At 71.1% G+C, this 18,327-nt stretch carries 16 protein-coding genes; 6 read left to right on the forward strand and 10 right to left on the reverse strand.

Features of this window, described 5'->3' with window-relative positions:
• Position 1: 1 nt before the first annotated feature.
• Positions 2–622, forward strand: a complete 621-nt coding sequence (gene cmk / locus FHT36_RS22990) for a (d)CMP kinase (RefSeq protein WP_169124793.1) — start codon at positions 2–4, stop codon at positions 620–622.
• On the opposite strand, the gene FHT36_RS22995 is transcribed toward cmk, so the two are convergent.
• On the reverse strand, positions 619–1,602 hold the full coding sequence (locus tag FHT36_RS22995) for an LLM class flavin-dependent oxidoreductase (protein WP_169124794.1): 984 nt from the start codon (positions 1,600–1,602) through the stop codon (positions 619–621). The genes cmk and FHT36_RS22995 overlap by 4 nt on opposite strands.
• 186 nt (positions 1,603–1,788) lie before the next feature.
• On the opposite strand from FHT36_RS22995, the gene FHT36_RS23000 reads away from it, so the two are divergent.
• A complete protein-coding gene (locus FHT36_RS23000; RefSeq protein ID WP_169124795.1) occupies positions 1,789–2,478 on the forward strand; it encodes a fumarylacetoacetate hydrolase family protein in 690 nt (229 codons plus the stop codon).
• Between the two features lie 84 nt (positions 2,479–2,562).
• Here the strand turns inward: FHT36_RS23000 and FHT36_RS23005 are convergent, their stop codons facing one another.
• Together FHT36_RS23005 and FHT36_RS23010 are read right to left on the reverse strand one after the other, a co-directional pair.
• Positions 2,563–3,768, reverse strand: a complete 1,206-nt coding sequence (locus FHT36_RS23005) for a beta-ketoacyl synthase (protein WP_169124796.1) — start codon at positions 3,766–3,768, stop codon at positions 2,563–2,565.
• Positions 3,765–4,052 (reverse strand): acyl carrier protein, encoded by a 288-nt coding sequence (locus tag FHT36_RS23010; RefSeq protein WP_169124797.1) that lies wholly within the window; start codon positions 4,050–4,052, stop codon positions 3,765–3,767. The genes FHT36_RS23005 and FHT36_RS23010 overlap by 4 nt, the downstream gene beginning before the upstream one ends.
• 180 nt (positions 4,053–4,232) lie before the next feature.
• On the opposite strand from FHT36_RS23010, the gene FHT36_RS23015 reads away from it, so the two are divergent.
• Both FHT36_RS23015 and FHT36_RS23020 read left to right on the forward strand, forming a co-directional pair.
• Entirely contained in the window at positions 4,233–4,436 is a 204-nt protein-coding gene (locus FHT36_RS23015) for a hypothetical protein (protein ID WP_169124798.1), read from the forward strand.
• A complete protein-coding gene (locus FHT36_RS23020) occupies positions 4,437–5,054 on the forward strand; it encodes a cysteine hydrolase family protein (RefSeq protein ID WP_169124799.1) in 618 nt (205 codons plus the stop codon). It begins immediately after the preceding gene.
• Between the two features lie 6 nt (positions 5,055–5,060).
• Here the strand turns inward: FHT36_RS23020 and FHT36_RS23025 are convergent, their stop codons facing one another.
• From FHT36_RS23025 to FHT36_RS23040, 4 genes are all read right to left on the reverse strand, one after another.
• The gene (locus FHT36_RS23025) at positions 5,061–6,632 is read right to left on the reverse strand and encodes an FAD-dependent monooxygenase (RefSeq protein WP_169124800.1); all 1,572 of its coding nucleotides are present in this window, start codon (positions 6,630–6,632) and stop codon (positions 5,061–5,063) included.
• A gap of 48 nt (positions 6,633–6,680) precedes the next feature.
• Positions 6,681–7,739 (reverse strand): NAD(P)/FAD-dependent oxidoreductase, encoded by a 1,059-nt coding sequence (locus tag FHT36_RS23030; protein ID WP_169124801.1) that lies wholly within the window; start codon positions 7,737–7,739, stop codon positions 6,681–6,683.
• Positions 7,736–10,378: a LodA/GoxA family CTQ-dependent oxidase gene (locus FHT36_RS23035; RefSeq protein WP_169124802.1), complete on the reverse strand. Its 2,643-nt coding sequence runs from the start codon at positions 10,376–10,378 to the stop codon at positions 7,736–7,738. Before FHT36_RS23035 ends, FHT36_RS23030 begins: the two co-directional genes overlap by 4 nt.
• Before the next feature lie 78 nt (positions 10,379–10,456).
• Entirely contained in the window at positions 10,457–11,062 is a 606-nt protein-coding gene (locus FHT36_RS23040; protein ID WP_169124803.1) for a biliverdin-producing heme oxygenase, read from the reverse strand.
• A 397-nt stretch (positions 11,063–11,459) separates the two neighbouring features.
• On the opposite strand from FHT36_RS23040, the gene FHT36_RS23045 reads away from it, so the two are divergent.
• Positions 11,460–12,050 carry a superoxide dismutase family protein gene (locus FHT36_RS23045; protein WP_169124804.1) on the forward strand — a complete coding sequence of 197 codons (591 nt, stop codon included), beginning with the start codon at positions 11,460–11,462 and terminating at the stop codon, positions 12,048–12,050.
• A 298-nt stretch (positions 12,051–12,348) separates the two neighbouring features.
• A complete protein-coding gene (locus tag FHT36_RS23050; RefSeq protein WP_169124805.1) occupies positions 12,349–13,560 on the forward strand; it encodes an ABC transporter substrate-binding protein in 1,212 nt (403 codons plus the stop codon).
• 83 nt (positions 13,561–13,643) lie between these two features.
• On the opposite strand, the gene FHT36_RS23055 is transcribed toward FHT36_RS23050, so the two are convergent.
• The 3 genes from FHT36_RS23055 to FHT36_RS23065 all read right to left on the reverse strand — a co-directional run bounded on the left by FHT36_RS23055 (position 13,644) and on the right by FHT36_RS23065 (position 18,266).
• The gene (locus FHT36_RS23055) at positions 13,644–14,591 is read right to left on the reverse strand and encodes a DMT family transporter (protein WP_169124806.1); all 948 of its coding nucleotides are present in this window, start codon (positions 14,589–14,591) and stop codon (positions 13,644–13,646) included.
• Between the two features lie 139 nt (positions 14,592–14,730).
• Positions 14,731–16,326 carry a PEP/pyruvate-binding domain-containing protein gene (locus FHT36_RS23060; RefSeq protein ID WP_348644554.1) on the reverse strand — a complete coding sequence of 532 codons (1,596 nt, stop codon included), beginning with the start codon at positions 16,324–16,326 and terminating at the stop codon, positions 14,731–14,733.
• Positions 16,323–18,266, reverse strand: a complete 1,944-nt coding sequence (locus tag FHT36_RS23065) for a hypothetical protein (protein WP_169124807.1) — start codon at positions 18,264–18,266, stop codon at positions 16,323–16,325. The genes FHT36_RS23060 and FHT36_RS23065 overlap by 4 nt, the downstream gene beginning before the upstream one ends.
• Positions 18,267–18,327: the final 61 nt, after the last annotated feature.

Below are 18,327 nucleotides of genomic sequence, written 5' to 3' on the forward strand. Positions count from 1 at the left end.
CATGGTCATCGCCATCGACGGGCCGGCCGCGTCCGGCAAGGGCACGCTCGCCCGGCGGCTCGCCGCTCATTACGGCCTGCCGCATCTGGACACCGGCCTGCTCTACCGGGCGGTGGCCGCGCGATGCATCGCGCTGGGCCGGCTCGCCGACGAGGCGGCGTCCGAACAGGCCGCGCAGACGCTGGATGTGGCGGACCTGGACCCCGAAGCCCTGCGTACGGCGGAGCTGGGCGAAGGCGCATCCGTGGTGGCGGCGCGACCGGGCGTGCGCGCGGCGCTGCTCGACCTCCAGCGCCGGTTCGCCGGCCAGCCGGGCGGCGCGGTGCTGGATGGGCGCGACATCGGCACCGTCATCTGCCCGGAGGCGCCCGCCAAGCTGTTCGTCACCGCGCGGCCGGACGTGCGGGCCGAGCGGCGCTTCCGCGAGCTGCTGGGGCGAGGAGAGGATATTTCCTATGACGCGGTACTGGCGGACATCCTGAAGCGCGACGAGCGCGATTCCGGCCGCTCCAGCGCGCCCCTCCTCAAGGCGGATGACGCCGTGCTGCTCGACACTTCCGACCTCGGCATCGAGGCCGCCTTCGCGGCGGCGCTCGCCATCGTCGAGGCGCGCCGGGGCTAGGCCGCGACGGAAAGCTGCGGACGGACGCGGAGTGCAAACGCCTCCAGATCCGCCATGCGCTTGTCGAAGGCCGGCGCCAGCGGCTTCAGGACCAGCGAACGCGGCGCCAGCCCGCGCTCCAGCGCCGCCACCTGATCGGTCACGTCCGCCTCCGTTCCGATGAGCGAATCCGCGATCATCCGATCGAGGTCGAACCACGGCGCCCAGTCCGGGCGCACCTTTTCCGTGGTCGCCTTCATGCGCTCGACGAACGGGGCGAGGAAGGCGCGCGCCTCCTCCTGCGCCTGCGCCCGGCTGTCGGCGAGGTGGAGGAAGCGCAGGAGGGTGAGGCACCGTCCCGCTTCCGGGGCGGCGGCGCGATACTGCCTGACGCTCTCCGCAATGCCGGCGAGGGGAAAGGGCGGCGCCGCCATGATGCCGTAGCCGCGCCGGGCAGCGAGGGCCACCGTTTCGGCCGTCGCCGAAGCGATGTGGATGGGCACGGGCGCCTGAACCGGACGCGGCACCAGCTCAAGGCCGTTGACCTTGAAGAAGGCGCCGTCGCGGGTCACCGGCCCGCCGTCCAGCAGCGCGGCGACGAGATCGAGCGCTTCCAGCATCCGGCCGCGGCTCTCCGCCCGGGCCACGCCGAAATGCTGCTCGTGCAGGGGAAAAGGGCCGCCGCGACCGACGCCGAGTTCCAGCCGCCCGCCGGAGAGGATGTCCACGGTGGCCGCATCCTCCGCCACGCCCACGGGATGGTGCAGCGGCAGCAGCACCGCCGCGGCGCCGAGCCGGATGCGCGTGGTGCGGCCGGCGAGATAAGCGAGGATGGCGAGGCAGGAGGGGCTCGCCGCCTGCGGATTGAAATGATGCTCGGCGATCCACGCTTCCTCGAAGCCGAGATCCTCCACCCGCTCGACCAGCGCGGTCTGCTCGGTATAGGCGGAGGCATAGTCCTGCCGGGGGTTTTCATAGGTGCAGAAGAGGCCCAGTCGCATGGCAATCCCCGGAGCGGAATGAGCGGGCGCCCGCCTGCGGCCGGCACCCCGCATGAAATAACGCTATATTAGTTTGAATATAGCTTAAGCGCCATGCTCCGGCCCGCCGACCCGCGCTGCGACGTTTCGCCCTTTTCTCCTCGGCGGCAGCGCCCTATGCAGGACGCCGAACATCCGGAGCGCCCCATGGCCAGCTACGTCTTCCAGCCCCAGCCCCATCCGCATCTGCCCATCGTCGGCAGCGACGCGGTCTTCCCGGTGCACCGCATCTATTGCGTCGGCCGCAACTTCGCCGACCACGCGGTGGAGATGGGCCACGACCCCAACAAGGAGCCGCCCTTCTTCTTCCAGAAGAATCCGGACACGCTGGTGCGCTCGGGCTCGACCATCTCCTATCCCAAGCTCACCAAGGACCTGCACCACGAGGTGGAGCTGGTGGTGGCGCTGAAGGAAGGCGGCGAGGACATTCCGGTGGAGCGCGCGCTCGACCATGTGTTCGGCTACGGCGTCGGCCTCGATTTGACGCGGCGCGATTTGCAGGGCGAGGCGAAGAAGCTCGGCCGCCCGTGGGAAACCGGCAAGGCCTTCGAGGAATCCGCCCCCTGCTCGGCCATCCTGCCGGTGGCCACCGCCGGGCACCCCGGCACCGGCCGCATCTTCCTGAAGATCAACGACCGGATGAAGCAGGAAGGCAACCTCAACCAGATGATCTGGAAGGTGCCGGAGATGATCGCGACCCTCTCCACCCTGTTCCGCCTCGCCCCCGGCGACCTCATCTTCGCCGGCACCCCGGCGGGCGTCGGGCCCGTGCACAAGGGTGACGTGCTGGAAGGCGGCGTCGAGGGCGTCGGCGAGATCCGCCTGACGGTGGACTGATCGGCAAGGTCGGTGAACAGGCCCGTGAAGTCGTCACGGGCCTCGGCTGGCCGGCGCGGCGCCTGAGCGACCCGCCCGGCGGCGTCAGGCGGCCCTGATCGCGAGCACCGCGTTCAGGCCGCCGAAGGCGAAGGCATTCACCAGGGCGATTTCCGCCGAGGCCGCCCGCGGAGCGTTGGGCACGCAATCCACGTCGCACTCGGGATCATGCTCGCGGAAATTCAGCGTGGGCGGCAGGAAGCCGTTGCGCATGCCGAGCAGCGCCGCCGTCACGCCCAGCGCCCCCGAGGCGCCGAAACAGTGGCCGGTCATGGATTTCAGCGACGACACCGGCACCTTGGCCAGCCGGTCGCCCAGCACCGTGCGCAGCGACGTGGTCTCGGTCTTGTCGTTCAGCACCGTGCCGGTGCCGTGCGCCGCGACGTAATCCACCGCGCCGGCATCGAGCCCCGCATCATCCAGCGCCGCGGAAATGGCGCGGGCGGTGCTCGAGGCGTCGGGCGCCGTCAGGTCCGCGCCATCGGCGGTCATGCCGAAGCCGAGCACCTCGCCGAGGATGGTGGCGCCACGGGCGCGGGCCCGCTCCATCTCCTCCAGCACCAGCACGGCCGCGCCTTCGCCCAGCACCAGCCCGCTGCGGTCCTTCGAGAACGGGCGGCAGGTGTCCGCCGCCAGCACGCGCAAGGCTTCCCAGCTCTTCACCATGCCCAGCGTCAGCGGGGCCTCGCAGCCGCCGGTCACGGCCATGTCCAGCATCCCGCCACGGATCATCTGGAAGGCAAGGCCGATGGCGTGGGAGGCGGAGGAGCAGGCCGAGGCGGTGCTGAAGCTCGGCCCGGTGATGTGATAGGCCATGGAAATCTGGCTTGCGGCGGACGAGGGCATCACGCGCGGCACGGTGAAGGGCAGCGGGCGCGCGCCATCGCGCAGGATGCGCACATAGCCCTCTTCCAGCGTCTGGCAGCCCACCGCCGCGCCGAAGATGACGCCGGCCTTCTGCGGCGATACGCCCTCGGTGGCGCCGGCCGCGGCATCCATCGCTTCCGCCGCCGCAAGCAGCGCGAACTGGCCGGACCGGTCGATCGTGGAAATCTGTCGCGGGTTGAAGTGCGCTTCGGCGGCGTAGCCCGGCACCTCCCCGACCACCCGCGTCTTCACCTGCTCGGGCGGCACCAGCGTGAGCGGCCCGATACCGCCGCGCCCCTCGCGCAAGGCTGCGAGATGGACGGGAATGCCGAGGCCGAGCGCGGAAACGGCGCCGATGCCGGTGATGGCGACCCTGCGGCTCATCGTGCCGGCTGCGCCGTGGGAACCTTGCCGCTCCTTGCGTCGATGAGCTGCTCGACGGCTTCGAGCAAGGCGAAGACCTTCACGTCATTGCTTTCCAGTACGCCATGGGACGGCACCTCGATACCGAAGCGCTCCTCGATCTTGAAGATCAGCTCCACCAGATCGAGCGACCCGATCCCGAGGTCCGCGACGCTGGTCTCGGCGTCGATGATGGCCGGATCGATGGATGCCTCTTCTGCGATGACCGCGAGGATTTCGGCCCTGCGTCCGCTGAATTCCGCCACGCAACTTCTCCGTACCCGGTCCACGGCGGCGGCGCCGCCGTCACCCCCCTCCGGGAGGGGCTAAAATGCACAGCAGCACCGGGGCTGTCCACCTGTCGCGGCGTCCGGTGCCGGAACCCGCCCCCGCGCCGTGCCGTTGAGCCAGACAAGCCCGCCGGTTGCGGGCGGCGAGGAGACGCCATGACGCTCGAACCGCGACTCATTTCGAAGGCCGACGCGACCCGCCTCGGCGTCATGCCCGGCTGGTGGGCGGTCACCCCGGACGGCACCCCTGCCGGCGGCCCCTATGCGACCGAGGAAGCCGCCATCGTCGGCATCGGCGCCCGCGGCGCGGATCAGCCCACCGGACGGCCGGGCGAGGCCGGGCCGCCGCCGGAGGAATGAATGGGACAGGGTCTGAGAGGCGCCATCGGTCCGCGCACGGCGCATCTGTGCGTGGACATGCAGCACTTGTTCGGCCCCGGCGGACCCTGGCCGGCCCCCTGGGCACCGCGCATCCTGCCGGTCATCGTCGAACTCGCCGGCCGCGCCCCCGGGCGCACCCTGTTCACCCGCTTCATCCCGCCCCACACCGTGGAAGCGCTGCCCGGAAGCTGGCGCCACCTCTACAGCAAGTGGCGCGAGGTGACGCGGCAGGAGCTGGCGCCGGAGCTTCTGGAGTTGGTGCCGGAGCTCAGGCGCTTCACGCCGCCGGCGCGGCTCATCGACAAGACCCGCTATTCCGCGTTTTCGTCCCCGACCCTGCTGCCGACCCTCGCCCATCTCGGCGCCGATACGCTGGTGCTGTCGGGCGCGGAGACGGATGTCTGCATCCTCGCCACCCTGTTCGATGCGGTGGACTACGGCTACCGCGTGGTGGTGGCCCGCGATGCGGTCTGCTCCTCCTCCGATGCCGGGCATGATGCGGTGCTGGCCATGCTGTCGCAGCGGCTGTCCACGCAGGTGGAAGTGGCCGACGCGGAGGAGATCCTCTCCGCCTGGCGCACCGCCGACGCGGCGTGAGGCGGATTACCGCCGCAGACCCAGCTTCAGCCCGTAGGCGGTGAGCGCCGTCTCGTGCCCCGAATCGGCCCTCAGGCCCACATGGCCGTCCGGCCGCACCACCAGCAGCGTCATGCCGGAAATGCCCAGCCGCGCGGCATCATCAGCGGAGAGACTGGCGACGCCCGGCGCGACGCCGGTCACCGCCGCCGCGAAGCTGGCGCCATAGAGCGGGGCGGCGCAGCGCTCGGCCAGCGCCTGATAAAGGCTGGCGACCTTCTCGCCGCTCGCCCGCTCGCCGCCGAGCAGCAGGATGGTGTGGCCGGTGCGGTTGACGAGATCGTCCAGCATCAGCGCCTCGCCGTCCGCCGTGCCCACCGCGATACGGTCCGGCAGGCGCTGGCCGGGGGCCAATCCCGGACCCGCCTCCCCCACCACGATGGGCGAGCCCGCATAGTCCACATCCAGTTCGGCCTCGGCCACTGCCTCGTGGTGGCGCGTCTGCGGATCGGCGAGCACCTCGCGGATGATGGCGTTGCGCGCCTGACGGTCGGCGGCGTCCTTCAGCATCTGGGCGCTGTCCGCCTCGTCGCCCGAGGCGGTGATGCGCTGGGCCACCGGCCGGCGCTCGGCCTCGTAGCTGTCGAGCAGGGTGTCGGCGCAATGCCCCTGCGCCACCAGCGCCAGCTTCCAGGCGAGATTGAAGGCATCCTGGATGCCGCTGTTCATGCCGTGCCCCTGGATGGGGCTGCAGGTGTGGGCGGCATCGCCCGCCAGCAGCAGGCGGCCGGAGCGGTATTTCTGCGCCACCCGCGTGTAGCACTGGAAGCGGACGGGATTGGCCACATCCACGAAGCGCGACGCCGGCAGATAGCGCGCGAGGGGGACCGAAGCGTCCGCCACCAGATCGCTGTCCGGCCCGCTCGGCCGCACATAAGCGCGCCAGCGCTGGTTCGGCAGCGCGGTGAGGATGAGGGGGTTGTCGTCCAGATAGGCGTAGGTCGCCTCGAAGGCGTGCGGGAAATCGGTGACGGTGGCATCGAACACCGCCCACGGCTCCTCGATGGGATGGCCGTCCTGCCCGATGCCGGCGAGGCTGCGCACGGCGCTGCGGTGGCCGTCGCAGCCCACCACCCAGCGGGCACGGATCACCTTCGTCTCGCCGCCATTCTCCAGCATGGCGACCACGCCGTCGCCATGCGACTCCAGGTCCACGAGCTTGGTGCCGCGCGTCACCCCGCCGCCGAGCCGGGCGAGATATTCGGTGAGGATCTGCTCGGTCACCTCCTCGGAGATGCCGATATTGTAGCCGTAGCGGCTGCCGGCGAGGCCGAGATCGATCTCGCCCAGCACCGCGCCATCCGCATGGATGCGGGCGATGCGCTGCTTCACCCCGGCGGCGAGGAGCGGCGCGGCGATGCCGAGATGGTCGAACACCTCGATGGAGCGCGGATGCACCACGGTGGCGCGGTCCCACGCCATCGGCGCGTCGTGGGCATCGATGATGAGGCTGTCCACGCCCCGCCGCTTCAGTTCGGCGCCAAGCAGCAGCCCGGTGGGCCCGGCCCCCACCACCAGGACGGTCACGTCAGGAACCAAGGCACGTTCTCCCCATTTGCCGCAATGGAGCACGGCAAAGCTGGAAATTCAAAGGGGTCGGGCCGAACGGCGGCGGGACCAGAAGGGCGCGTCGCGCCAGCGGGTTTCCATCAGCGCGTAATGGCGGCCGAGGTCGGCCGTTTCGCCCTGGAGGGTGCGGTAATCCTCTGCCCACGCCGCGAAGGCCGCCCCCTCCCCCGCCAGCGCCTGCGCCACCAGCCCGCCGGCCCGCGCGCCCATGAGGATGGCGGCGGAGATGCCCTGCGAGGAGAGGGGATCGAACGTCATGGCCGCGTCCCCCGCCGCGCACCAGCGCGGGCCGTGGAGGGTGCGCCCGGCGGCTGTCTCGGCCGGAGAGGTGCGGGGTACCACCGCGCCGGCGCCCTCGCCTACCAGCCGGCGCACGTGAATCGTCGGCTCAAGGCGCCGCGCCCAGCCGGCGACGCCATCCCCCAGAAGGTCGGCATCCGTGAGGAAGGCGAGGACACGCCGGCCGCCCGGCAGCGGCGTCGTGTACCACCAGCCGTCCGCCACCGCCTCCACGCTCGTGCCGCGATAGGGGTCGGCATCATCCAGCGTCGCCACCAGTGCCACCTGACGGTCGAAGGCCTCACGCCCCGAACCGACGTGCCGCGCCACGGCGGCGGCCCGGCCGGTGGCGTCGAGCACGAAGCGCGCGGCGAGGCGCCGGCCGTCCCTGAGCGTCACCTCCCATCCCTCGGGCGTCGAGGCGATGCCCTCCAGCCGCCCCGCGACCAAAGCCGCACCCGCCGCTTCGGCACGGGCGCGGGCGTCGGCATCGAAGCGGGCGCGGTCGAGCAGCCAGCCACTGCCGAGGGGATTGGCCAGGAAATCCGTCTCGATGAGGTCGTCGCTGCCCCAGCAGGAGCGGGTGCCGTAGGCGATGAGGTGGCGGTCCTCGTCGAGCAGCCCCGGGCCGAAGGCGGCATCCACCAGCCCCGCCATGCCCGGCGGCAGGCTCTCCCCGGGCCACGCCTGGCCGCGCGCATCGTGAAGCAGCACCACCCTCAGCCCACGCCCCGCCGCGGCGATGGCGGCGGCGGAACCGGCCGGGCCGGCACCCGCCACGAGGAGATCGCAGCTCATCCGACGAAAACGAGGCCGCCCGGATTGGGCAGGCCGTCGGCGAAGTCGGAGACGATGCCCACCTCGCCCTTCAACTGCACCTTCTTGATGAGCCGCCCCCGCGTCTGCGACGTGTAGAGATCGCCCTTGAGGTCGAAGGCGATGCCGAACGGCATGGTCAGCTCCGCCCCGCGCAGGATGAGCGGGATGGGCGTGCCGAGCGGATCGAAGCGCCTGACGGCGTTCTCCAGCTGGTCCGCCACATAAAGGCGATAGGAGGTGTCGTAGGCCATCTGGCGGGGATTGCGGAAGCCGGTGAGCCAGTTGGGGTTGAGGATTTCGCCCGTGGTCGCGTTGATGCGCGCCACCGAGGTGCCGCCCCAGCTCACCAGCAGCGCGCCGTCCGGCGCCACCACCACGCCGATGGGCGAGACCAGCCCCGCCTCCGGCGGCACCAGCACGCGGCTTTTCCCGTCCGGCGTGATGACGGAGACGAAGCCCTTCTCCACCCAGTTGGCCACATAGAGGTTGCCCTGCCGGTCGCCGGCGATGCCCATGGGCTGGGAGAAGCCTTCCGCGAACAGGGAGACCTCGCCTTTGGGCGTCACCCGCCGCACGAAGCCGGCATTCATGCAGGAGACGTAGAGGTTGCCGTCGAGGTTGCGCGTCATGCCCTCCGGCCGCTCCAGCGGGGCGGAAAGGGCCATCACCGTCACCGCACCCTCGGCATCCACGAGGCGCAGGCTGTTGTCGTCGGAATTGGCCACCACCAGCGGGAAGGTCGCCACCTGCGGATAGAGCGTGTTGGCGCCGTAGCTCGCGTCCGGCTCGCGGGCGAAGCCCACCAGCGTCTCCACCTTCATGCGCGCCGGGAAGCTGCCGTCGCTCGGGCCGGGACGGTCGGCGACGACGCCGAGGCGGAACCAGTCCTGCGCCATGGCGGCGAGCACCGGCGGGCGGGTCGGCGCGCTGATGAAGCGTTCCCAGTCGCGGCGTCGGGCGAAGGCGGCGCGCCGCTCATCAATGGCGCGGGCGGTGTCCATCACCACCTTGTAGTCCGCTTCCGACAGCACCGTATTGGGCACCCGCGCCGGCCAGAAGGCGGGCAGAACGGGGGAGATGGACGACTGGTAGCCCGAGCGGCAGCTCGACCAGTCCGCCTGCCACGGCAGGCCCAGCCACTGGGTGATGCCGCCCGGCCCGAGGCGGGAGAGCGGGCCGGACTTGGACAGGGCCTCCGGCGAAGTCATGTCGGGCCCGTAATCGGTGAGGTCCACCGCGCGGGCGGTGGAGACGAGGCGCATGTCCGCCGTCCAGATCCACGGCACGCGGGCGATCCACGGGAATTCCTGCCCCGGATGGAACGGCCCGCCGACGCAGGCCTCCAGCGCCGCGCGGTCCAGCGCCGCCGGCTGGCCGCCGAGGGCGATCCCCTCCAGCCGTCCCGCGCGGGCCGGGCGGCCGGCGGTGAAGCGGCCGGCGGCCCAGTTGCGCAGATGGGCATATTGCAGCGGCGTCAGCGTCATCCACTGGCGCGGCTCGATGACATCGGGCGGCAGCACCAGATGGTCGCCATAGAGCTGCGGCTCCAGATCCGGCCGCACCTCGGGGGAAGCGGGATCGCGGAACAGCGCGAGGATTTCGGCCCGGAAGGCGGCATTGGCCGGCGATGCATCCGCGAGGCGGGCACGCAAGGCGGGGCGCGCGAAGTCCCGGGGCGATCCGAAGCCGAATTTGGCGAGGAAGCCTGCATTCACCCATTGCAGATCGGAGAGGCGCGCAAAGACCGGCCAGACGTGATCCTCGAACACGGTGGGCGGCGCCTTGCGGACACCGGCGCCCACCAGCGTCGCCTCCACCACGTCATAAAGCGTCACGAGGCTGGTCGCGATGGCCGGCGCGTAATTGGGGCCGACGCTGATGAGCCACGCGGGATCGGCGCGGAAGTCCCGGCCGCCCATGCGCACCACCGCATCCACCGGACCGTCGCCGGTGTCGTCGGCCCAGCCGTCATTGTCGGCATAACCGCTCATGGGCGGGGCATCGGGGGCGGGGTGGCAGCGGCCGGAGGCGGGCATCACCACGAGGTGACCGTCGGCGTCGGTCATCACCTCGCCGAGATTGACCGACTGGCCCTGAAAGGCGCCGCCATCGAGCCGCTGGGGCCTGGCCCCCGGCCCGGTCACGGTGCGCGGACCGGGAACGATGGCGAGGCTGGCGCGGTCCGCCACCTTGGCGTTGCGGCGGCCGGCGGCGGGGGCGCCGGGCAGGTCGAAGGGAATGTCGATGCCGTACCAGAGCGCCTTGGTGTTGGCGACGGTCAGCGTCCAGCTTATTTCAGCCTCGCGCGCCGTCACCTCGCCCAGCACGCGGCCCTGCGCGTCATAGGCGAAGAGGCGGAAGCGGGCGGCCTGCCGGGCCATGGCGCCGGCCTCGTCCTTGAAGGGACCGACCGGCACCCCGCCGGGCACTTCGGGGCCGAAATAGAAGGCGTCCTTGCTGTTGCCCACCCGCGCCACGCCGATGGCGGGATGGATGGCGATGCGCGCCACCCGCTTCGGATCGATCCCGCCCGGTGCGGCCGACGCCTGCGTGGCGCCGGCAAGGCCGGCCGAAAGCCCGGCAACGAATGCACGGCGCGACAGCACCCCGTCCCCCATGGTCCCCTCCCCGCTCCCCCGAGCGCGGCGAGACTAGGCAAGCGATGGCTATGCCGTAAAGAGCGCCTGCGGGAAAACTCAGGCGAAATGATCGCCCACATAGGAGGCCACCCGCCCGAACGCCGCTTCCGCGCCCTTGGCGGCGCGCGCCTCCTCCTCGGCCGAGAGCGGCACCGCATCGAGGGCGGCGACGAAGGTCTTCCAGTGGAGGCCCCGCCCCTCGGGCGCGGCGGCGAGATGGCGGGCGCCGAAGCGCTCGTCGAGACCGAGGGCGGCGGCGGCCTTCAGCAGGAAGGCGGCACCGAGGTTCGATCCCTCCGCCACATAGAGCCAGCCGAGCGCCTCCGGCAGCGGCGCATTGAGGCCGAGGGCGGGGACATCGCCCGGCGCGGGCACGGGAAGGCCGAGATCGGCGAGATCGGCGGCAATGTCGGCGAGCCGCCGGCGGCCGGGCAGATCGGGCAGCAGCGCGCCGAGGGCCGGGCTGTCATAGAGCGCGGCGATGTCGCGATGAAACAGATACTGCACCGCGAGGAAGCGGCCATAGCGCTCCCGGCTCTCGAACGGCCGCCCGGCCATGATGGCGCTGTCCAGCCGCTCATGGGCGGCATGGGTGAGGGCCTTCAGCGCCGATGCGCGGCTTTCGGCGCGGGCGGGGGAGCGGTCGAGTTCGGCGGTGGTCATGGCAGCCTCAATATTTGAACTATTCTCGATCAAAACAGATGATCCGTTAGAATAGGAACAGTCCGGATCTGTCTAAGCGGATACGCGGTCTCTCGCAAGGTTAGGCAGCAGCGTCTGCGATCACAGGGACAAGTCATCGCCGCAGCTCTCCGATGTGGAAATCAATGCTTGCGGCATCATTACATCAAACGGCCGGCGAGGCCAGCTTTGCGCCCTAGAGACGGCAGCCGCCGCAACGCAAGCTTTGCTGGAAAAATTCCAATCAACACTCGGAACGTTCATCGCGGCGCGGAGATAGGCAAAGGCGGGCCGGCTGCGGCGCGGTCGAGTTCGCCGCAGCCTTGATGTAGGCTCGTCGCTGAGGCCGGCGCGCCGTCCGGCCCGAGGAGGAACGTCCATGCGTCCGGTCACCACTGCTGCCCACTCCGTTCGGGCCACGCGCTCCCTTCCCCTTCTCGCCGCGCTCCTCACCGGCCCGCTCTTCATCGCGCCGGCTCTCGCCCAGGCCCCGGCGGCTGCGCCCGCCGCGCCGGCCGCGAAGGTGGTGAAGGCCGACATCATCAACAACGAAGGCAAGACCATCGGCTCCGCCACCGCCACCGGCACGGAGCGCGTCACCATCGTGCGCGTGGCGCTCTCCGCCGGTGCCCTGCCGCCCGGCTGGCACGGCATCCACTTCCATCAGGTGGCGAACTGCTCCGACACCGCCAAGTTCATGGATTCCAAGGGCCACGTGAACCATCACGACAAGGCCCACGGCCTGCTCAATCCCAATGGCCCGGACCAGGGCGACCTGCCGAACATTTATGCCAATGCCGACGGCTCGGTGAATGCCGAGGTGTCGAGCACCACCGGCCTCACCGACAAGGACGGCCTCGGCCAGCCGGGCGGCTTCGCGCTGGTGATTCATGCCAGCCCCGACGACTTCATCACCCAGCCCATCGGCGGCGCCGGCGCCCGCATCGCCTGCGCGGCGTTCAAGCCGTAAGGGCGAGGGAAGTCCGTCGGACGGATCGACAGGCACCACCGTCATGCCCGGGCTTGTCCCGGGCATCCACGTCGGGCCGATCACAACATGGCCGGAAAGTGTGCCCGGCCTCGCCACGTGGATGGCCGGGACAAGCCCGGCCATGACGGCTCGTGAGAACCCCATCGGGCCTATATTAACATCATTAAAATGTGCAACTAAAGAATACCCCGCTCCTTTCCGATAATTTATTGAATCCCCCGATTTTGTGGTGATACTCCGCGCCCGAATTGCCCCATCCCGCGCGGAGTCCCGTTTCATGCGCCTGTCCCTGCCTTTCGCCGCGCTCGCGGCGACGCTGCTTTCCCTTTCACCGGCCCTTGCGGCGGACCCCAAGCCCCTGCGCATCGGCGTGCTGAACGACCAGTCCGGCATCTATGCCGACATGGCCGGCCCCGGCTCGGTCATTGCGGCGAAGATGGCGGTGGAGGATTTCGGCGGCAGCGTGCTGGGCCGTCCGGTGGAGATCATCGCCGGCGACCACCAGAACAAGCCCGACGTGGGCTCGGCCATCGTCACCCGCTGGATCGACGAGGACGGGGTGGACGTGATCGCCGACATCCCCACCTCCTCCGTGCTGCTGGCGGTGCAGGAGATCGGCCGCACCAAGAACAAGCTGGTGCTCGCCTCCACCGGCGGCTCGTCCGATTTCACCGGCAAGGCCTGCGCGCCCACCGGCATCCACTGGACCTACGACACCTATGCGCTGGCCGCCGGCACCGGCGCCTCGCTGGCCAAGGACGGGCCGTGGTTCTTCATCACCGCCGACTATGCCTTCGGCACGGCGCTGGAGCGCGATACGGCGAAGGCGGTGGAAAAGGGCGGCGGCAAGGTGGTGGGCAGCGTGAAGCACCCGCAGGGCACCGCCGATTTCTCCTCCTTCCTGCTCCAGGGCCAGGGCTCGGGCGCAAAACTCATCGCCTTCGCCAATGCCGGCAGCGACACGGTGAACGCCATCAAGCAGGCCAACGAATTCGGCATCCCCCAGTCGGGCATCAAGCTCGCCGGGCTCTATCTGCACATCACCGACATCCACGCCATCGGCCTTCAGACGGCGCAGGGCCTCATCCTCACCCAGGGCTTCTACTGGGATCTGAACGACGAGACCCGCGCCTGGTCCAAGCGCTTCTATGAGCGCCACAAGGCCATGCCCACCATGGGCCAGGCCGGCACCTATTCGGCGATCCTGCATTACCTGAAGGCGGTGAAGGCCGCCGGCACCACCGACACCGCCACCGTGGCGGCGCAGATGAAGGCGACGCCGGTGGACGACTTCTTCTCTCATGGCGGGCGCATCCGCGAGGATGGCCGCATGGTCCACGATCTCTATCTGCTGCAGGTGAAGACGCCCGCCGAGCAGAAGTATCCGTGGGACTATCTCAAGCTCATCCGCACCATCCCCGGCGACGAGGCGTTCCGCCCGCTGGCCGAGGGCGGCTGCCCGCTGGTGCGCCAGCACGCGGCCAACTGAGGTCGCCTCCCGCGCGGCGGGTGGTCTTGGGGTTGCCCCCGGCGCTTAGCCCGCGCCGGGGCGGTCTTAAGTTGCCCCGCCGCTCAGGCGCGGCGAGGGAGCGGCCCCCCGCTCGCGAGATAGACGCCGATGGTGGCGGCGAAGATGCCCAGCCAGTCCGTGCCGGAGGGGTATTCACCGAGGATGGGGATGGCCATGAGCGCCGCCAGCACCGGCACACAGGCGCCGAAGGCCGCGCCCGCCGAGGCGCCCAGCAGCGCCACCGAGCGGGCGAACAGGAACAGCGAGATCACGGTGGCGAAGACGCCCTGATAGACCGCCTGGAAGATGACGTCGCGCAGCGGCGCATCGAGCACGGTGAAGCCGTGCACCATGGCGTACAAGGGCAGATAGAGCACCGCCGAGCCCACCGACACCACCGCCACCGCATGGAGCGCGCCGAGCCCGCTCTTGCGCAGCGCCACCGCATAGCTGGCCCACATGAAGGCGCCGGCCATGCACAGGAGGTGGCCGATGCCCGAACCCAGCCCGGAAGCCACCGCCCCCACCCCGGCGATCAGCGCCACGCTGGCGAGGATCAGCGCATAGCCCACCCGCCGCTGCATGCTGAACCGTTCGCGCAGGGCCACGGCCGAGATCAGCGCCACGAACAGGGGCATGACGCCGGGAATGAGCACCCCCGCCTGCCCCGCCGGCGTGGTGCGCAGGCCGAAGCCGGCCACCACCGCATAGGGCGCGCCGGCGCCGATGATCATCACCAGAAGCTGCCAGGGCTTCGCCTTGTCGAGCCCCAGCCCGTGGCGCAGCAGCACCGGCAGCAGCACGAGGCCGGCCGTGGCGTAGCGCAGCATGGTGACGTCGAAGACGCCGAGGGACGACGTGACGCCGAGCCGGGTGATGGACATCCACCCCGCCCATATGGTGACGCTCGCGAGCCCGAACAGCGCCCCCGCCACATAGCGCGCGGTGGAGATCGGCGCGCCCGCCGCCTGCGGGCCCGTCGTCTGGGATGGAGCCGTGTGCGTACTCATGCCGTGTAGGTCGTCATGCCGCGGATATGCCCATGCCTGTCCGGAATCGGCCACAGGCTACCCCGCACAATCCACGCGGCCTAATGAGAGTTTGAGCTGCAATCCATGAGGCCCGCTGATGGGTCGACGGCCAGGAGCCTCACGCCGGCACGGCCGCCCGCCAGCCGTTGACCGCCGCCAGCTCCGCCTCCGGCTGCTCGGACACCACGGCGCGCCGGCCCAGGAAGACGCTGCCCGCCTCGCCGTCGAGTGACAGCCAGTCGCCCTCCGCCAGGATCGCGGTGCCAAGGCGGGCACGGCGGGCGGCGAGGTCGATGACCAGCGCGGCGCAGCCGACCACACAGGCCCGGCCGAGCTGGCGCGCCACCACGGCGGCATGGGCGGTGCGCCCGCCGATGCTGGTGAGGATGCCCGCCGCCAGCGCAAGCGCGGCGATATCGTCGGTCGCCACATCCGGGCGCAGCAGGATCACCGCATCGCCCGCCGCTGCGAGGCGTCGAACGCCCTCCTCGTCGAACGCCACCCGGCCGCTGACCGTGCCGGGCGAGGCGGCGACGCCGTGCGCCACCGGCTCCGCATCGCCGGAAAAGCGGGTGGCGGCGACAGCGGAAAGGTCCACGCCTTCCATCAGCGCCAGTCCCTCGGCCGGGGTGATGGCGCCTTCCGCCACCATGTCCACCGCGATCTTGAGCGCGGCGCGTGGCGTGCGCTTGGCGGCGCGGGTCTGGAGGAAATAGAGGCGGCCCTCCTCGAAGGTGAATTCCACGTCCTGCACGTCGCGATAATGCCGCTCCAGCGCCGCGACGCCCTCGGCCAAAGCGGCGGCGACGTCGGGCAGCACCGCGCCGAGCCGGTCGAGCCCCACCGGCTGGCGGCGGCCGGACACCACATCCTCGCCCTGCGCATCGAACAGGAGATCGGCATAGAGGCCCGGCACCCCGCTCGCCGGATTGCGCGAGAAGGCGACGCCCGAGCCCGAGCGCACGCCGGCATTGCCGAACACCATGGCCTGCACCGTCACCGCCGTGCCGGCCAGATGCTCCAGATGGTTCAGCCGGCGATATTCGATCGCTTTCGGCGCGGCCCAGGAGCGGAACACCGCTTCCACCGCCTCGGCAAGCTGGTCGCGCGGGTCGGCGGGCACGCTCGCGCCATAGCCGTCGCGGGCAAGGTCCAGATAGCGCGCGGCGAGGCGCTCCAGCGCCTCCGGGTCCAGTCCCTGCTCGCTGCCCGCCTGCTCGGCGGCGATGAGTTCGCGCTGCACCTGCTCGAACGGCGCGCGCGGCAGGCCGGCCACCACCTCGCACCAGCCCTCGATGAAGCGGCGATGGCAGTCGAAGGCAAGGCGCGGGTTGCCATGGAGGCGCATGAGACCGCGCGCGGTCTCGGCGGTCATGCCCACGTCCAGCACGGTCTCCAGCATGCCGGGCATGGACTTTTCCGCGCCGGAGCGGACGGAGACGAGGAGCGGGCGGCGGCGGTCACCGAAGCGCCGGCCGGTGGCCGCTTCGAGGAAGCCGAGGCCCTCCTCCAGCAGGCGCCGCACCGCGCCCTCGCGCCGCTCGCCGCAGAGCGTGGTGGAGAGCACGAAGGCGGGCGGCACGTCGAGCCCCAGCGCATTCATCCGCCAGAGCTGGGCGGCCTTGGAGCCGAAGTCATGCGCCGTCAAAGGCGCGGTGGTGCCGCCGGTGCCGATGAAGGCGATGGGGTGCGTGTGGGGGGTCTGGTTCTTCACGGGGCCATCTCCTCCAGCACCGAGGCGCGCAGCGCGAGGGCGGCGCGGGCCAGTTCGTCGGTGGCGCCCTCGATGGCGCGGGCCAGCTCAAGGGTCGCGACAAGCGCCCCGGCGTCGAGGGGGGCGCCCTCATCCAAGGCCAGCGCGGCTTCCTGCACCCGGCGATGGGCGGCATCAGCCCGGCGCTCGCCCTCGGTCACGGCGTCGATGGCTTCCAGCGTGTCGGTCACATCCTCCCGCCGGCCGGCAGAGCCCTCGCTGGCGGCGGCCACCGCCCGCACGAGATCGGAGCAGCAGACCACCGCGCCGGCGGCGAGATCACGCAAGGGCGGCACGGCGGCGCCGGGCTTCAGCCGCGCGGCGCTGGCGAGGAAGGCGGCCTCCTCGAACGCATCCACCGCCTGCTCGGCGGCATCCGCCACGGGCAGGAAGCGCCCGCCCTGGCCGAACGGGCCGCTCGCCCGCTCACGGGCGCCGACGATCTGCCGGTCGGCCTTCTCCTCCAGCCTTTTGGCCCGGCTGCGCAGCGCATCGCGGGCCGCATCGGAGAGATCCGAAGGGGCATCGAGCACGCCCGCCACCGCGCCGGCCAGCATGCGGGCGATGCCCAGCTGGCGCAGCACCACGGCCAGCATCTCCTCCTCCACCGAGCCGAAGCTGCGCGCCAGTTCCGCCCGCACCTCGTCGCGGATGAGCCGGGCCGAGCGGCCGGCGGCCAACCCCTCGCTGGCGAGGCGCAGCACCTCGGCGAGGAAGCGCGCCGCGCCCTCGCGCCCCAGCACCCGGTCGAGCCGCGCACCATAGGGCACCCGCCCCTCGGCGCTGCGGCGCACGGCATCGAACACCAGTTCCGGCCCGCCCATCTCCAGAAAGCCGCGATGGCCGATGGCGCCGCGCGCGGCGGTGCGCAGCAGGGCGATGGCAGTGGATTTGTCCACAAAGGTCTGGAGCGCCTTGCGCGCCTTGTTCCAGTCGATGAGGAAGACGATGTTGCGGCCCACGGCCGAAAGGAAGCCGTCCAGCGCCTCCCCATCGGTCGCGACGAAGCGGCCGGTGACGAGGTGGAAAGCCGCCCCGCCGGCAATGCCCGCCGCCGTGCGCTCGGCAAGTGGAGTCCACTCGGCCCCGGCATCCGAAAACAGGGAGATGAAGAACTTGGCGCGGGAGCGGTGCACGTCCGTATAGGTGACGGTCGCCGCGAGCCCGTCCACGGCGATGATGATGACATGGGCATCGGTGGTGCCGATGTCGTTCTGGATCACGAGGCGCGCCCCGCTGCGGCTCGCCGTGGTGTCGAGGCCGGGATGGCCGAAGATCAACCGGCGCGTCTGCGCAAGCCCCGCCATGAAGGCGGCGATGCGCGGCTTGTCCGCCTCCGCGATGCCAAGCGTCCGCGCGCCCGCCACCGTCTCGGCGGACAGTGTTGCGGAGAGGCGGTTCAGCGCCTTGTGCAGGTCCATGACCAGGAGATGGGCGCTGTCCGCCCCGCCGCGCCGGGCACTGGTGAGGCGCACCAGATCGGCCTCGGAGAGGATATCGTCCACCCCGCCGGCAAACGCCGTGCGCAGGGCCGCGAGACGCGCGGCGAAGCCGTCGGCGCCGCCATCCCCCGCCGCCTCCAGCGGATCGGCCATGGCGGCGATGTCGTCGAGGATCGCCTGCGTCAGCCGGCCGGCGCCGCTGACCTGATAGCCGCCGCCGTCGAGCATCCGGGCGCTGGCGATGGCCGCGTCGAGCCCGTCGCCCCCGAGGCCGGCAGCGCGCGCCTCGGCGTCCAGCGGGCGAACGGGGGTGGCGGGCGCGCGGGCACGGGCGGCGGCGTCCTGCAAGGCGGTCATGCGCAGCTTGGCGCGGTCATTGGCGGCGAGCGCGCGTTCCAGCCGCGCCGGGAGCAGCAACCCGCCTTCGCCGAGCGCCTCGACGATCAGGGTCTTCTCCATGTCTTCCGCCTCCCCGTCACCTGATACGCACAGCCCGCCCGTGCGCCGGCCACAAGGGCGG

Origin of the sequence: Xanthobacter sp. SG618 (genome assembly GCF_012932745.1) — a bacterium.
GTDB lineage: Bacteria > Pseudomonadota > Alphaproteobacteria > Rhizobiales > Xanthobacteraceae > Xanthobacter > Xanthobacter flavus.

Excerpts from the sequence above, each read along its gene's own strand:
- cmk (WP_169124793.1), top strand. The coding sequence starts at position 2 with ATGGTCATCGCCATCGACGGGCCGGCCGCGTCCGGCAAGGGCACGCTC.
- FHT36_RS22995 (WP_169124794.1), bottom strand. The coding sequence starts at position 1,602 with ATGCGACTGGGCCTCTTCTGCACCTATGAAAACCCCCGGCAGGACTAT.
- FHT36_RS23000 (WP_169124795.1), top strand. The coding sequence starts at position 1,789 with ATGGCCAGCTACGTCTTCCAGCCCCAGCCCCATCCGCATCTGCCCATC.
- FHT36_RS23005 (WP_169124796.1), bottom strand. The coding sequence starts at position 3,768 with ATGAGCCGCAGGGTCGCCATCACCGGCATCGGCGCCGTTTCCGCGCTC.
- FHT36_RS23015 (WP_169124798.1), top strand. The coding sequence starts at position 4,233 with ATGACGCTCGAACCGCGACTCATTTCGAAGGCCGACGCGACCCGCCTC.
- FHT36_RS23020 (WP_169124799.1), top strand. The coding sequence starts at position 4,437 with ATGGGACAGGGTCTGAGAGGCGCCATCGGTCCGCGCACGGCGCATCTG.
- FHT36_RS23030 (WP_169124801.1), bottom strand. The coding sequence starts at position 7,739 with ATGAGCTGCGATCTCCTCGTGGCGGGTGCCGGCCCGGCCGGTTCCGCC.
- FHT36_RS23035 (WP_169124802.1), bottom strand. The coding sequence starts at position 10,378 with ATGGGGGACGGGGTGCTGTCGCGCCGTGCATTCGTTGCCGGGCTTTCG.
- FHT36_RS23040 (WP_169124803.1), bottom strand. The coding sequence starts at position 11,062 with ATGACCACCGCCGAACTCGACCGCTCCCCCGCCCGCGCCGAAAGCCGC.
- FHT36_RS23045 (WP_169124804.1), top strand. The coding sequence starts at position 11,460 with ATGCGTCCGGTCACCACTGCTGCCCACTCCGTTCGGGCCACGCGCTCC.
- FHT36_RS23050 (WP_169124805.1), top strand. The coding sequence starts at position 12,349 with ATGCGCCTGTCCCTGCCTTTCGCCGCGCTCGCGGCGACGCTGCTTTCC.
- FHT36_RS23055 (WP_169124806.1), bottom strand. The coding sequence starts at position 14,591 with ATGAGTACGCACACGGCTCCATCCCAGACGACGGGCCCGCAGGCGGCG.
- FHT36_RS23065 (WP_169124807.1), bottom strand. The coding sequence starts at position 18,266 with ATGGAGAAGACCCTGATCGTCGAGGCGCTCGGCGAAGGCGGGTTGCTG.